Origin of the sequence: Coleofasciculus sp. H7-2 (assembly GCF_042747725.1) — a bacterium.
GTDB lineage: Bacteria > Cyanobacteriota > Cyanobacteriia > Cyanobacteriales > FACHB-T130 > FACHB-T130.
Genome location: NZ_JBHZGO010000009.1, coordinates 46,724 through 60,106 on the forward strand (window position 1 = coordinate 46,724; position 13,383 = coordinate 60,106).

Genomic DNA, 13,383 nt, shown 5'->3' on the forward strand with positions numbered 1-13,383 from the left:
TTGAATATCAGGACTTACGCAACATCACCACATCTCTTGGGCAACCACAGGGGGATTGAACCCGAAAAAACGCTATATGTATAAGCTTTGCGTAATTTCTGAATATGCAAATTAGATGTGTGGCAGCGAATAACCAAACGCCTATCTAGCTTTTGGGAGAAAGATCATCTCTTCATTGGTTTATTTTTCGAGCTACCGGATGGCTAATTGTCATCCCGGAAGTCTTGTGTTTCAATATGTTAAGGTTCTCTCAGGTATATTCGACCTTTGAGTAGTCAAGTTTGCATTTATCTACCTAGCTGTACTGAAAGTAAACTGGTCAAGCTGAAGAATCGTCAGGGGCATCTAGTTAAAATTACCTACTTCAGCGAACAACTGCTTTAAGTAGTTTCGCTGAAGGAAAATCCTAGGCGCGAGTGTAATGGTTGCTAATAGAAATAGTTTTCCATAACAGCGCCACTTGCTCTAATATTGTCAGTCCCATGACAAAGCCCTTGCCGCGCATTCTGTTAGTTGATGATGAACCCAATAATTTATTGCTGCTAGAAGAGTTGTTGCATTCACAAGGCTATGAAACTCTAGTAGCATCCTCAGGGGTTCAAGCACTGAAAATTGCCAAAGATTTTCAGCCAAATTTGATTTTACTAGATGTGATGATGCCGGATCTGGGAGGTTTTGAAGTTTGTTGTCGGCTGCGGGAGGATGCAAAGCTACAAACGGTGCCGGTGATTTTTTTGACAGCTTTGGATGATGAAGAATCCAAGCTACGGGGATTGGAAATGTTAGGCGATGACTACTTCACCAAGCCGATTAAAATTACTTTACTTTTGAAAAAGATTGCGAATATTCTGCGCTTGAGAGAGATGCGATCGCAACATTCCGAACAATTGATGCAGGAAAAAATCAAAGAGAAAACTAAGCGTCAATTATCAGCGGCATGGCAAATCAATGAATATCTCTCAGAAAAGTTTCGGCTATTTGTGCCGGATCAATTCTTGAGTCGCATTGCACCCGAAGGGGTAGAGTCAATTCAACTGGGGAACGCCAGGGAAGAAGAATTGACGATTTTGTTTTGTGATATTCGGGACTTTACAGCGATCGCTGAAACTCAAACACCGAGTGATACTTTTGAGTGGCTGAATGCTTTCTTTACCCGGATGAATCAAGCGATCGCCACCCATCATGGATTTATTGATAAATTCCTGGGAGATGCGCTGATGGCGGTGTTTGACCGCACGGGAAACCACGCACAGGATGCCTTGAGTGCAGCGGTGGCGATGGTACAAAGCTTAAATCAGTTTAATAGCGATCGCCAGCAATACAACCTGGAGCAGCCGGTGAACATTGGTATCGGCATTCATACAGGCGTTGCCATGATTGGTACAGTTGGTTCAGACCGGCGCATGGACTCTACCGTAATCGGCGACGTAGTGAATACTGCCGCCCGTCTAGAAGAGTTGACAAAGCTTTATGGCTGTCACATCCTTGCCAGTGATGCCGTTATCGCCCAGATGAGACAACCGGAGTTATTCAGCTGTCGGTTGATTGACCGGGTGACACCTCGCGGTAAGCAGCAAGCACTTGATCTCTACGAAGTCTTGGGTACGCAAACTCAACTGTTCCATGAAGCAAAGCTACTCTATTAATTCAGCTTTGCCTTTGGGCTGTCGTGCATAGTCTCTGGAGAAAAGCGGCAAGATTTAATAAATTGTAAACTATATAGTTTTGCGGCTCTACAATCTTATTTATGGTCAGCGGTCAAAGACTTTAAAATTAACTTTTGTATTTTAAATTACAGATTTCCTGCAAGTTATATCCCTAGAAAGAAGTTGCGGCAAACAGTATGCAGTTATTTTAGTTATTTAGGATAGCCAATCTGACACATAAAAAATTTCCTGGGAGTATTGTATACCTCCTGGGTATTTTTATGCGGAAAACAGCCATTAATACCTGGACATAAAATCAATGGAAGCTCAAGAAAACGTACCAGTGAATAAACCTAGCGGGCAATTGGTGATTATCGGGGGTGCAGAAGACAAAGAGGGTGACTGCACAATCCTGCGGGAGTTTGTTCGCCGCGCTGGGGGCACTAAAGCTCGAATTGTCGTCATGACCGTGGCGACAGAGCTGCCGAGAGAAGTGGGAGAGAATTATATCAGAGTGTTTGAGCGGCTGGGAGCCGAGGACGTTCGCATCCTTGACACCGTTGAGCGGGAAGATGCAACTTCAGTCACTTACTTGGAGGCAATTGAGAAAGCCACTGGTGTATTTTTTACCGGCGGAGATCAGGCTCGCATCACCAGCATCCTCAAGGATACCCCAATCGATGAGGCGATTCACAGACGGTATGCTGAAGGAATCGTGGTGGGAGGCACCAGCGCGGGAGCTGCCATGATGCCAGATGTGATGATCGTTGAAGGCGAGTCTGAGACAAATCCACGGGTTGAAGTTGTGGAGATGGGTCCCGGTATGGGCTTCTTGCCGGGAGTAGTAATCGATCAGCATTTCTTACAGCGCGGACGTCTGGGACGGTTAATTTCAGCCTTGGCACAGCAGCCTGCTGTCTTGGGATTCGGCATTGACGAGAATACAGCGATCGCAGTCAGCGATAACAAGTTTGAAGTGATTGGGGAAGGCGCTGTCACCATTGTCGATGAGTCAGAGCTTACCCATACCAACATCGGCGACATCTTGAAGGATGAGGCTTTGGCAGTTTGCGGAGCCAAGCTTCATATTCTTCCACACGGGTACAAATTTGACCTAAAAACTCGCAAGCCAATTCTTGATTAATTGAAAATAGAGTGGGCACTTTCCACCCTACTTTTGAACTGCTGCCTATGCCTTTAAAAATCTAACTGCGGAGGGATGTCTTTTGTACCCTTAGGCTTATTATACTGTGGATAGTATAAGAAATTACATATCCTTGTAAAGGAGCTACAAAATGAGCGTAGAAGATAGAGCCAAAGCGGTTGCTAAAAACGTAGAAGGCAAGGTTCAAGAAGGACTTGGTCATGTAACCGGCGACCAAAAAGACCAAGTAGAAGGTCAAATTAAGCAGGATGAAGCTGCTGCCATGCATCTAAAAGAAGACCTCAAAGATAAAGCAAAAGACATTGTAGACCGCGCTTAGATTTTGAATCAATTTTTCAAGGAGAAAACTCCACGAATCATAAAAACCCGTTTTCTTTAAGAAAACGGGTTTTTAAAGTGTTTTATTGAGGAAATTTTGGCGATTTGGGCATTGGCGATGGCGAATGGTAAAAAGGCTAACCATTCACTATTAACTTAAACAGGACTTACGCAACTTGCGCGACATCTGAGGGCAACCACAGGGGATTGCCCCTACAAAATGCTATATGTATAAGCTTTGCGTAAGTCCTGTTAAATAAAAAGGAGTGGCTCTTCATTACTTGGTATGCTAAAAAGTTGATTCCAAAACTTGAAAGGCTTACCTAGCAAGGTATAACGATTTTGGACTGTATTTTCTATTTAATAAACGCTAAATTGGCTTAAATTCATGGCTAGTATAGCTTGTGGCGCTTCTTGACTATAAATTTAGCATACCAACTACGGAAGAGCCAAAGGAGTTGACTTGACTCTGCCCTTTGATAGCTGAAAATGCTTTGCAACCGAATTAGGCTCAAGTAAGCGAATCGCCAAGTTAAGAAGGGTGTTTAAATAACGGGAGATACTCAATGAGCAGAGAGATAATGACCGATGCAGTCCGCGTTAATGCTAGAAAAACGGATGCATTCGATATCTTTAACTTCAAGCATTACATAGGACCAAACCCGTATTTGGAAACGGGGGCGCTAATATTCGATTTCGCTCTGACTGAGTACACGCAACCTCCAGCTATTAGCAATTATGTGTCGATTGTTGGCGATCGCTACCCCCAACTGCGCGATGAAACCTACGAATCTCATGCCCAACTGTTCGCTCGAACCGTGTCAGAAGTGGGAAAACTGGACATGGGGCTGCACCTCAAGCACTGGAGTATCAAGCCATTTCCGGCGTGCATGAAGATTGCCGTAGAATCGCTTCATGCACGCACCAGTCGGGCAGTCGTTTACTGCGTTTGGGATTGGTTTGAAGCGATCGCTCAAGGCAAAGACTTTCGAGTTGAAGATCAGTTCAAGGCGATGCAGGATCTGTTCCGCTACTCTGTCTACGGCGGACCGACAGTCTATGCTCTGTGGCGTACAGCTCACGAAAAAGGAATTCCCACTTTTTATCTATGGGACGAAGGACTGGTTCAATATGGCTATGGAAGAAAGCAAGTTCGCGGGATAGCGACGACTTTTGACTGCGATAGCCATTTGGATTCGGACTTCACCACTCGCAAAGATGACTGCAAAGCTTTCTTAGGTACCTTGGGATTCCCCGTTCCCAAAGGTGATATCGTCTTCTCACTGGAAGACGCTCGTTTAGCTGCTAGAGAGATTGGCTATCCCGTAGCCGTGAAGCCGGTAGTGGGTCACAAAGGAATTGGGGTAACGGCTGATGTGCAAGATTCAGAAGAACTGAAATATGCCTTTAGCAGAGCAGCCAATGCGATTCCTAAAGAGCAGCCAGTCCGGATCATCGTCGAAAAAAGCTTCAAAGGGGCAGATTTTCGCTTACTTTGCGTCAATGGTAGATTCGTCGCGGCGACAGAACGCCGCGCCGCATCGGTCGTGGGTGATGGAGACTCGACAATTGAAGAATTGATCGAACAGGAAAATCAGAAGCCAGACAGGATAGATACACCAACGTCGCCGATGGGCAAGATCCAGTGCGATGAGGCGATGGAAATGTACCTGGAGGAACAGGGATTAGGGCTGGATAGTGTGATTGAAAGCGATCGCATCGTCTATCTTCGCAAAGTTGCCAACCTCTCGGCTGGCGGCTTGAGCATCGATCAGACAAGCACTGTTCATCCTGACAACATTATCCTGGCCCAAGACATCGCCCAGCATTTCCGGCTGACTTGCCTCGGTATTGATGTCATCGCCAAAGATTTATCCAAATCTTGGAAGGATGGTGATTTTGGCATTATCGAAATCAACGCCGCCCCCGGTATCTATATGCATCTTAGACCCGCCGTTGGTGACAGCGTTGATGTGCCTTCCCATATTCTGGAAACCTTCTTTGACTCCGCCGAAAAAGCCAGAATACCATTCATCACCTTCAACCGGATCTCAGTTCAAGAACTTCAAGAAGTCATTGACGATATTCTGATGCGACACCCCGACTGGACAATTGGCGCAGTTTGTCGGGATGGAGTTTTCGTCAACCGTTCTGAGAAAAACTTGAACAAGGATTACAACAGCAACGTTCAAAATCTGCTACGGAATCCCCAGCTCGATCTGCTGATTGTCGAGTATAGAGAAGACGTACTAGAGGCAGAGGGGATGTTTTACTACGGCAGCAATCTTGTAATCTTGGATAATCCTACGGAAACTGAGATGATGCTGGCGAGAGACATTTTCCACGATTCAACCGTCGTGATTAAGGAAGGAGACACTATCTCCATCCGCTCTCATGGCTTGCTTGAACAGTACCAGCTTGGCTCAGCCGAACCCTTTTCGCGTGTTTATCTCAAAGAAATTCCCAAAATCTCGTCTGAGCTTGAAGTCAGACACTAAACCTTTTGCAAAAGTCCCTGGAACACACAAGCCAAGCCTCCCCGCTTGCGGGGAGGGAGCTAAATTATTCTGTAACGCCCCTGTAGCTGTTAGAGATTGAGGGGTGCTTATTTTCTAGTACTGGCACGCCTCTACCGATTAGTAGGGACGAGTGAAATGGGATAATAGCGATTCATCTGTCTGGATGCCAAAGTTGCTAATCTAGTACCGTTGATAAAAAAAAGCGGCTGAATAATCAAATGGAAAATATTGATTGGATGAATGTTACTGCGGGCGGGATGGCGATCGCTATTTTTCTGGGCGGGTTAACTATGATGTTCACGGATCTTTGGACTCGCAAAAAAAAATAATTGAGATCGTCTCCGGGTGAATGTCCCGATTATCTGTGAAGCTGCTAATCGCTAATGGCTGGTTTACCATTTGCAGCAGGATTAATCGCACATCGCTTCACGGCTTCATCGCCTCTCTATTTCATAAGTTAAAGAAATTTCCGGCATTGCATAATGGAGTATGAGATAGCAAATTAAGCCAGGGTTGGCGGAGAAGTCTGGCGATATGTTTGGCAAGATGGCACGATGGAGATAACGATGCTACCCAGCACCCACCCAATGACTTTGGCAAATTTCTTGTTTCATTGCAGACCTGAAATCGTGAGGACTAACAACACCAGGACTTACGGAAAGCTTATACATATAGCTTTTTGTAGGGGCAATCCCCCTGTGGTTGCCCTCAGATGTGGTGATGTGCGGCGAGTCCTGAACACTCAACTCAGTCACCCGTAATGAAAATAGTCATTTTCCATTTCCCTTGTTTATTCTCAAATCGAGCGCGGTAGCCAGATGGAATATAGGCATAGCGACTCGAAACATAGCCTCGGACTCCCTCTGGTGTAATCACGGGCTTCCAGCCGTCCCAAGTTTCCATACTTTGAATCTGCTGTTGGGATAGGCGCTCAGCTCCTTTTGAGTCAAACGGCACCACTTCGTTGGAGAGAACTGCTACCACTGAACTGTTAGCTTCAGGTTGGGATCTCACATTGATCTGTGTCCCCACAATATAAACGTCTGCGAACGGATCGCCAACGGGCGCTTCAGCTACATGAGGGCAAGTCCAAGCATCACTTTTAGAAGAATCGGCAGAGACTTCATAGGGCGCACACCCTGTATTGATAATGCGCTCCAAGTGTTGCCAAACGACTGCTTTGGGGTTGGCAATTTCTAATTGCTCGATCGTCAGGGGCAACCCAAATGAAAGCTTGATCTGTGGGTCGGCGATCTGGCGAAGGAAGGCAGCATCTCGATTCCGCACTGCCTGTCGTAAACGCTGCCGAAACGCATAGAATGAACTTCCTGGTTTTGCCCGATCGGTTAACACAATCGGGCGGCGCGGAAAAGGCTTTGCGGTGGCGATCGCTTCTGAGGATGGAGCGGGCAGCGTTTTAGCTGGGGTAGGCTCCTCTGTGCTGGCGGCTGGTTGAGGCTGGCTGGCTTGAGTTGAATCCTGATTGACTTTAGGGCTGTCTGGTAGCGGGCTAGTTGGGATAGCTGTAACGCGATCGCGCGGAGCGTGACGCATCACCAGCGCCACCCCAACTAGCATGGCAAAACTGCTCACCAGGGACAAAAGGAAGATCGTGACTCGTTGATTGAATTGCATCGTTTCTTTCTACCGAGTTGAATTAGGGTGGTGTTGCCAGAGTCTCACTTCAGAACTGTTTGCGATCGCAAAGATCGAGCCAGTGCGATCGAATGCCATCAATCCACTCCAGCCCGGAAAGACATTATCAGTTCGGGTGACGACTTGCGGCTGCATCAGATCCACAAACGCCAAACTGCTGCTAGGACCACCGATTGCCACCGTTCTGCCATCGGGACTGAAGCTGATCTGGCTACTCCAGTTGCCAATGCCAAATCGCCGCATGGCTTGTCCGGTCTTCACGTTCCAAACTTGAATACTTTGATCTGTGTTGCCAAGTGCAGCCTTGGACGTGCTGTACAGCAACGTATTGTCGGAATTAAAGACGAAGTTCCCCAACGGATAGCGGCTGCTGAAGCGTTGGATAAGCCGCCTACGAGAGCAAATCCCACAGATAAATCGCGGATTCGCCACCGCGCCCCAGCGATCGCCCGTCCTGACTGAAGGCGAACCGACAGGTCGGCGCTTCGCTATCGCCGTTCCATCACCACCGACAAACTTTTGGGTGACTTTTCTCTTAGGCCCAATCCCACACTTGCACGGGTTGAGTTATTGCCAACCACACCGACCAGTCGTTTACCATCGGCACTGAAGACTATGTTAGAGTCCGATCGATAGCGCGGGGAGCCGTCTGAATTGCGATCCGACACCTTCGGTATCAGCCGACTGCGAAGGGTGCGAAGTTCCCGTCCCGACTCAGCATCCCAAAGTTTAATCAAGAAGGTTTGTTGTTCTGGTACATACACACTGGCAGCCAGGATCTTGCCGTCAGGACTAAACGCTAGAGCGCCAACTTGGGATTCACTCGACAGTTCAGGGAAACTGGCAACAGTCCGAAAGGCAGTTCCTTCTCCTAACTTCCAGACTCGAATGGCACGGGGAGTCTCCCTCCGCTACCACTTGCCCATCGGGACGCAGCGCTCGCGCGATCGCCATGAAAGGACATTTTTTGAGGAAGCGGAATTTCTTGCCAGAGCGAGACGGTTGCTTGTTGAGTCGGAGTCAGAGGACGAGGGGTTGCCGCGTGTGCGATAGCTCCGAATGGGGTTGTGCCCAGCATCAACGGGATGAAGAGTAGAAAGCTCAATTGGTTGAGTTGCATCGCCGGGTGCTTTATCTTTAGATTCAAAGTAAATGGCGCATTGGGTGAATTGCTGACAATTGAACACTTTTGCAGCACAAACATGGCACTTCCGATCCTCAAGAAGCAGAGTGCATGGACAGTGCCGCAATACTTAGCTTGACTTCAATCAACTCGCTGGGGTTTCCAGGAGCGGTTGGAGATTCATTTACCGCGTGCTAGTTGGCAAGAAGATGGCTCTATGGTGGCTGTCCCAAGTATCTTCGTTGGCGTCATGGCTAGCGCTGGCATCATGTTAGAAAAACCATTCCATCTCGATTGGTGTCAGCCTGCAAATCCACAATGGTATTGGCTGTGCCCTTGCGAGATGTCGAATATTGCTTGCTGCACTGTGTCTTTGATGCAACGTTGCAAACGCCTCGACTGCTGCGCTGTACGATTCAAGATAATGGAGTTGGAATTCCACCCCAGCAACAACAACGCCTGTTTGAACTCTACTACCGGGGTGTTCATTCACGCTATATGCCTGGGCTAGGTTTGGGGCTGTATTTGTGCCAGCAAATTATTAAAGCTCATCAAGGGAAAATTGGGGTCATTAGCCAACCCGGATGTGGAGCAACTTTCAGGTTCACCCTGCCTGTAGCTGCTTAAACTAATCCTGAACGCAGAGCGATAACAGCAGCCTGCACTCGATCGTCAACTGCTAATTTGCTCATAATGTTGCGGACATGAGCTTTGGCAGTACTGAGGCTGATATACAAAACCTCGGCAATTTCAGGATTGCTTTTACCGTCAACCAGCAGTTTCAAAACTTCTCGCTCTCGACTTGATAATTGAGCCAAACTGTTTTTTTCTTTGGGAGATGAAGGTTTAAAGTTTTCAACAATGCGTCGAGCGATCTGAGGGTCAAGGTATACGGCTCCCTCCTTAGCGCACGCGATCGCTAGCAGTAATTGCTCTAAACTGGTTCCCTTCACACAATAGGCATCAGCACCGCTAGCAAATGCTGCAAGCATTTCATCCTCAGCCGTGTGAGAGGTCAACATCACCACTCTAACTTCAGGCAGTGCTGCTTTAATTTGCTGGGTTGCAGCAATTCCATCTAGTTCAGGCAACCCAATATCCATAACGATCGGGTTAGGCTTGAGTTTTAGAGCAACATCCACTGCTGCATAGCCATTTGTAACTTTATCAACAATTTCAAATTGGGAATTGTCTTCAAATAACTCAACTAACCCCAATCGCATCACAGGGTCATCTTCTACGATCAAAAGCTGTAGGGGCAGCAGATTCGATGAGAAAGTTTCGGTTAAATCTGTTGCAGATGACATTTGATGAAGCTATAAGTTAGGCAACGCGAATTCATCCTACCACGCTCAAACATTGACTTGGCATGAACAGAGTTGATTACTATCCTCTGTTGTATCTTAAGATGGATTTGTGGAAGGAAATAGAGCGAACTGACTTTTTGGAGCGCTTCGCGAACTGACAAGTCAGCGCTTCGCGATCGCCATCTTCAGCACTCTCTAAAATTAGCTCTACTTCCCCTCAACAGATGATTCCTGCCCTTCCAGCGCCCTCGTTAAACGCGAACCAACAGGTCGGCGCAACGCGCGATCGCATCCACCAGTTGCACCAGCTTCCTTGAGGCGTAGCAAGCGTTGCTGGTAAAGTTGGGAGGGATTGACGGTGAATGAGCGAACTGACAAGTCAGCGCTTCGCTATCGCACTCTAATGGTTTAGGTTTGCAAAATCTCAATTATCTTGGCAATGACCTCATCAAACTTCTCAGAAGTCAGTTGCCCCACTTTGTACAAAATAATTTGCCGATCTGCCGTGAATAGCCGATTGGGTCTGACATTGCTGACCTGATTTAGACTACCCGTACTAAAATCATCCATCCCAATCGCGATCGCTTGATTGTCGGCTACTGTCTGACTTGTAATCTGGCAGAGAATAACATCATCTCCCTGTAGAACCGCTATCACCAACGCCGGACGCCGCTTTGCTTGAGTCAAATCTGAAAACGGAAAGGGGACAACAACCACATCCCCTTTTACAAATCTTGCCAAGCCTCATCCTCCTCTGGACGTAACCAATCCTTTTGCAAAGAGGATTCACTGAGTAGATTGACTTCAAGCGTCTCTTGCCGAGACTTAGCCTTGAGAAATTTCAGGAAGTCTAAAACTTCAGCTAATAACCATTCTGAGGCTTGATCGAGTTCCTGGATAATTAACTCTTTCAAACGCATATTGATTGATCCTTCGCGCAGCTTTGACCTTAGCTTAACAGTAATGTCGATCTCTATAGAAAGTGTAAGGAGCGCGAACTGACAAGTCAGCGCTTCGCTATCGCTATCTTCAGCAGTGTCTAAAATTAGCTCTACTCCCCCTCAACAGATGATTCCTGCCCTTCCAGCGCCCTCTTTAAACGCGAACCGACAGGTCGGCGCAACGCGCGATCGCATCCACCAGTTGCACCAGCTTCCTTGAGGCGTAGCAAGCGTTGCTGGTAAAGTTGGGAGGGATTGACGGTGAATGAGCGAACTGACAAGTCAGCGCTTCGCTATCGCAACTTACCATATTCTCAGCTAACCAGCGATGAGCGATCGCGCTAATTATAGAATAAATCCACAGCTTGGTTGGCAAACTTACGCCCCGTTCGTCGTTTACTCCAGCCATGCTGCCGTGTCTTCCATTTATTTCCGAAAATCTGTTAGATTCCTGCCCTAGTTACTGACTGGAATCAGCTTTTTGACAAGAGCCGCAGTCTCTTCTGGTTTTCCAGAGGAGGGAAACACTAAAACACTCTTGATTTTGGGGTTATTAATCAGTTCTTTTAAGCGATACAACTGCTTATCTGAAATTGCTACTCCCGCATAATTTTTGGCATAATCTAACTCTTGTTTAAAATTAGCATCGTTATAAATTTGAATGAAAACTCGATCGACATTCCAATTTTGCCAGTCAGCCGCAAAATAACGTTTACCCCAATAAGGATTATGATGGCAAAGGTCGAAACTAACGGTGGGGTTAGCTTTCTTCATATCAGCTCTCATTTGCCGCACAAAATTAGTCAACTGGGCGGTGCGATCAACCTTGCCAGGTAAGTCAGCATGATAACCCAAGTAATCATCCCACTGAACTGCATCAATGGTTGGATACTTTTTGACAAACTCTACTGATATTTTTTTGAATAAATTAGCAACTTCTGGTATCTCCACATCCAGTACATAGTGTTCGATGCCAGCATAGGTTTTATCGACTCCAGGCACAATCCATCGTTTAGAAATAGCTTCGTCAAAGATCGGGCTATTTTTATCGATTTTAATCCCCTTCTCAAAGTAGGCGTGAACTTGCATTCCCTGCTTGTGCGCCTCATCAATCAACCAATCTAGCCATTGATCTTGAAATTGGTTGGGACAACTTTTGTATCCGAATGTTTGCTGCATAACATTACTGTTGTACATCGTGCAACCATTACCCCACACTCCATGAATAATTGTATTTATTCCTTGAGAGCGATAATAACGAACTCGCTGGCGAATCGTTTGTTCGTCAGCATTATTAGTCGCTTGATACCGACTTAAATAAATTCCCCTGATTTCCTTTTTTTCCCAAGGAGCTTGAGGTGATGGTGATTTCTTGAGGGTTACGGGTGATGGTGAAACTTGTAGATTAGTGGGTAGTGTTTTAGGTGGAACTTGTGGATTAGTTGGTAGTGTTTTAGGCGGAATAACTTGCGGTAGGGGAGAAGCGGCAACGCTAGGTACACGAGGCAAACTAGGAGTGGTTGGTTGTGGATTATTAGAAGTAGCTGGTTGTTGATTATTAGGGAGAAATTTGCCGATATTATTAGACAAAAATTTGCTGATACCTAGATTATCTAGATGCGTAAAGCCCCAATAACCAACACCTAACAAAACTATGATTAATGAAAATGGAACACTCGAACATCCACATCCATTGTTTTCTTTTTTGGGTGGCATGACAATATTAGTGATTGGGGCTTGCCTGTAGTAACCAATACTCTTGAAGTGCGGAAGGAATAATTTAGAGCGAATGGTGCTACATCAAGCTACTTCACTTTGCGATCGCTCAATTCCGCATAGCAAATGAGCGAACTGACTTTTTGGAGCGCTTCGCGATCGCGCTATCCTGCAAAAGGCGATCGCATCGTTTTTGTAACCTCGCGCTAGAAAAAATGCCCCAGTATTGGCAATACAACAATCCTCACAATCTACTTGAGGCTATATCTCTCGGCGGAACGCTCTAATTGCTTCCCCAGCGTCAGTCTCCGCCATCAAAATGCAGCGCCTGAGCAAATCAAGATCGAGTTCACTAAGTCCGGGTAGCTGGCTGCGCTCAATGGATTCATAGCTACCGTCTCCAAGATGATAAGGCTTCAGCAATCCATCTTCCCAAAACCAAACCTCTGGAACGCCCAAAGCTTTATAGCGTTCTAACTTGCTGCTGCCTCCACTGGTAAAGACAACTTCAATCGACAAATCTGGAATTGACTTTACGCTCCCAATGCAGTAAGACTCATCTGCTTGAGCCGAGACAACGCCTTCTTTTTCCTGAGTCATCGATCCAGTTGGCTGAAAGAAAATGCCTTTTTCTGCAAGAAAGGTTGTCACTAAGTAACCAATGACGTGAGCAAAAGTTTCGTGGTCTTGTCCCGGCATCAGAATCTCGACCGTCCCGTTATAGTAAAACAGCCGCACCCCAGGAGAACCCTCAAAGCCCTTTTGGATGAACTTGAACTGTTCCCAGGTTCCCTGATGGACAATGCGTTGGTCGGTTGTTTTATTCAGTAGTGGGGGCATTGCGTTCACCTCCGGCTATCCTTACCGGGACTTGAACTTTGTTCAAGCCCAAACAAGCCCTAAATGGGCTAGGTGTAAGGCAAATACGTCAGTATTCTCCTGAAGCCAACGGACAAACCGATAGGATATAGCTGTTCTAAAAGCTGACAAAG

At 46.6% G+C, this 13,383-nt stretch carries 17 protein-coding genes; 7 read left to right on the forward strand and 10 right to left on the reverse strand.

All coding sequences use genetic code 11. From position 1 onward, the window contains the following. Nucleotides 1-482 precede the first annotated feature (482 nt). The 4 genes from ACFW2W_RS01875 (at nt 483) to ACFW2W_RS01890 (ending at nt 5,627) form a co-directional block, all read left to right on the forward strand. Nucleotides 483-1,646 (forward strand): response regulator, encoded by a 1,164-nt coding sequence (locus ACFW2W_RS01875; RefSeq protein WP_378172567.1) that lies wholly within the window; start codon nt 483-485, stop codon nt 1,644-1,646. 319 nt (nt 1,647-1,965) lie between these two features. Then, on the forward strand, nt 1,966-2,790 hold the full coding sequence (locus tag ACFW2W_RS01880; RefSeq protein WP_378172570.1) for a cyanophycinase: 825 nt from the start codon (nt 1,966-1,968) through the stop codon (nt 2,788-2,790). A gap of 151 nt (nt 2,791-2,941) precedes the next feature. Further along, nucleotides 2,942-3,130: a CsbD family protein gene (locus ACFW2W_RS01885; protein ID WP_378172573.1), complete on the forward strand. Its 189-nt coding sequence runs from the start codon at nt 2,942-2,944 to the stop codon at nt 3,128-3,130. A gap of 565 nt (nt 3,131-3,695) precedes the next feature. Next, nucleotides 3,696-5,627 (forward strand): cyanophycin synthetase, encoded by a 1,932-nt coding sequence (locus ACFW2W_RS01890; RefSeq protein ID WP_378172576.1) that lies wholly within the window; start codon nt 3,696-3,698, stop codon nt 5,625-5,627. Between the two features lie 768 nt (nt 5,628-6,395). Here ACFW2W_RS01890 and ACFW2W_RS01895 read toward each other — a convergent pair. Together ACFW2W_RS01895 and ACFW2W_RS01900 are read right to left on the reverse strand one after the other, a co-directional pair. Further along, the gene (locus ACFW2W_RS01895; RefSeq protein ID WP_378172578.1) at nt 6,396-7,283 is read right to left on the reverse strand and encodes a hypothetical protein; all 888 of its coding nucleotides are present in this window, start codon (nt 7,281-7,283) and stop codon (nt 6,396-6,398) included. A gap of 9 nt (nt 7,284-7,292) precedes the next feature. After that, on the reverse strand, nt 7,293-7,565 hold the full coding sequence (locus ACFW2W_RS01900; protein ID WP_378172581.1) for a hypothetical protein: 273 nt from the start codon (nt 7,563-7,565) through the stop codon (nt 7,293-7,295). A gap of 9 nt (nt 7,566-7,574) precedes the next feature. On the opposite strand from ACFW2W_RS01900, the gene ACFW2W_RS01905 reads away from it, so the two are divergent. Next, entirely contained in the window at nt 7,575-7,766 is a 192-nt protein-coding gene (locus ACFW2W_RS01905) for a hypothetical protein (protein WP_378172583.1), read from the forward strand. Nucleotides 7,767-7,792: 26 nt separating this feature from the next. Here ACFW2W_RS01905 and ACFW2W_RS01910 read toward each other — a convergent pair whose 3' ends face one another. Next, nucleotides 7,793-8,068 (reverse strand): hypothetical protein, encoded by a 276-nt coding sequence (locus ACFW2W_RS01910; protein ID WP_378172585.1) that lies wholly within the window; start codon nt 8,066-8,068, stop codon nt 7,793-7,795. 16 nt (nt 8,069-8,084) lie between these two features. Between ACFW2W_RS01910 and ACFW2W_RS01915 the strand changes: the two genes are divergently transcribed. Beyond that, entirely contained in the window at nt 8,085-8,357 is a 273-nt protein-coding gene (locus tag ACFW2W_RS01915; protein WP_378172587.1) for a hypothetical protein, read from the forward strand. Between the two features lie 388 nt (nt 8,358-8,745). After that, nucleotides 8,746-9,054 carry a sensor histidine kinase gene (locus ACFW2W_RS01920; protein WP_378172589.1) on the forward strand — a complete coding sequence of 103 codons (309 nt, stop codon included), beginning with the start codon at nt 8,746-8,748 and terminating at the stop codon, nt 9,052-9,054. On the opposite strand, the gene ACFW2W_RS01925 is transcribed toward ACFW2W_RS01920, so the two are convergent. The 7 genes from ACFW2W_RS01925 to ACFW2W_RS01955 form a co-directional block, all read right to left on the reverse strand. Continuing rightward, nucleotides 9,051-9,734, reverse strand: a complete 684-nt coding sequence (locus ACFW2W_RS01925) for a response regulator (protein ID WP_378172591.1) — start codon at nt 9,732-9,734, stop codon at nt 9,051-9,053. The genes ACFW2W_RS01920 and ACFW2W_RS01925 overlap by 4 nt on opposite strands. Before the next feature lie 207 nt (nt 9,735-9,941). Further along, nucleotides 9,942-10,112 carry a hypothetical protein gene (locus ACFW2W_RS01930; RefSeq protein WP_378172594.1) on the reverse strand — a complete coding sequence of 57 codons (171 nt, stop codon included), beginning with the start codon at nt 10,110-10,112 and terminating at the stop codon, nt 9,942-9,944. A gap of 30 nt (nt 10,113-10,142) precedes the next feature. Next, entirely contained in the window at nt 10,143-10,475 is a 333-nt protein-coding gene (locus tag ACFW2W_RS01935) for a type II toxin-antitoxin system PemK/MazF family toxin (protein WP_378172597.1), read from the reverse strand. Continuing rightward, on the reverse strand, nt 10,460-10,654 hold the full coding sequence (locus ACFW2W_RS01940; protein WP_378172599.1) for a DUF2281 domain-containing protein: 195 nt from the start codon (nt 10,652-10,654) through the stop codon (nt 10,460-10,462). Before ACFW2W_RS01940 ends, ACFW2W_RS01935 begins: the two co-directional genes overlap by 16 nt. 175 nt (nt 10,655-10,829) lie before the next feature. Further along, a complete protein-coding gene (locus ACFW2W_RS01945; RefSeq protein WP_378172602.1) occupies nt 10,830-11,084 on the reverse strand; it encodes a hypothetical protein in 255 nt (84 codons plus the stop codon). Between the two features lie 47 nt (nt 11,085-11,131). Continuing rightward, nucleotides 11,132-12,391, reverse strand: coding sequence for a family 10 glycosylhydrolase (locus ACFW2W_RS01950; protein WP_378172605.1), 1,260 nt, complete (start codon nt 12,389-12,391; stop codon nt 11,132-11,134). 261 nt (nt 12,392-12,652) lie between these two features. Further along, complete coding sequence (locus ACFW2W_RS01955; RefSeq protein WP_378172608.1) at nt 12,653-13,231, reverse strand: Uma2 family endonuclease; 579 nt, start codon at nt 13,229-13,231, stop codon at nt 12,653-12,655. Between the last annotated feature and the right edge of the window lie 152 nt (nt 13,232-13,383).

Excerpts from the sequence above, each read along its gene's own strand:
- ACFW2W_RS01885 (WP_378172573.1), top strand. The coding sequence starts at position 2,942 with ATGAGCGTAGAAGATAGAGCCAAAGCGGTTGCTAAAAACGTAGAAGGC.
- ACFW2W_RS01945 (WP_378172602.1), bottom strand. The coding sequence starts at position 11,084 with ATGGCTGGAGTAAACGACGAACGGGGCGTAAGTTTGCCAACCAAGCTG.
- ACFW2W_RS01890 (WP_378172576.1), top strand. The coding sequence starts at position 3,696 with ATGAGCAGAGAGATAATGACCGATGCAGTCCGCGTTAATGCTAGAAAA.
- ACFW2W_RS01875 (WP_378172567.1), top strand. The coding sequence starts at position 483 with ATGACAAAGCCCTTGCCGCGCATTCTGTTAGTTGATGATGAACCCAAT.
- ACFW2W_RS01950 (WP_378172605.1), bottom strand. The coding sequence starts at position 12,391 with ATGCCACCCAAAAAAGAAAACAATGGATGTGGATGTTCGAGTGTTCCA.
- ACFW2W_RS01895 (WP_378172578.1), bottom strand. The coding sequence starts at position 7,283 with ATGCAATTCAATCAACGAGTCACGATCTTCCTTTTGTCCCTGGTGAGC.
- ACFW2W_RS01925 (WP_378172591.1), bottom strand. The coding sequence starts at position 9,734 with ATGTCATCTGCAACAGATTTAACCGAAACTTTCTCATCGAATCTGCTG.
- ACFW2W_RS01955 (WP_378172608.1), bottom strand. The coding sequence starts at position 13,231 with ATGCCCCCACTACTGAATAAAACAACCGACCAACGCATTGTCCATCAG.
- ACFW2W_RS01920 (WP_378172589.1), top strand. The coding sequence starts at position 8,746 with ATGGTATTGGCTGTGCCCTTGCGAGATGTCGAATATTGCTTGCTGCAC.
- ACFW2W_RS01880 (WP_378172570.1), top strand. The coding sequence starts at position 1,966 with ATGGAAGCTCAAGAAAACGTACCAGTGAATAAACCTAGCGGGCAATTG.
- ACFW2W_RS01940 (WP_378172599.1), bottom strand. The coding sequence starts at position 10,654 with ATGCGTTTGAAAGAGTTAATTATCCAGGAACTCGATCAAGCCTCAGAA.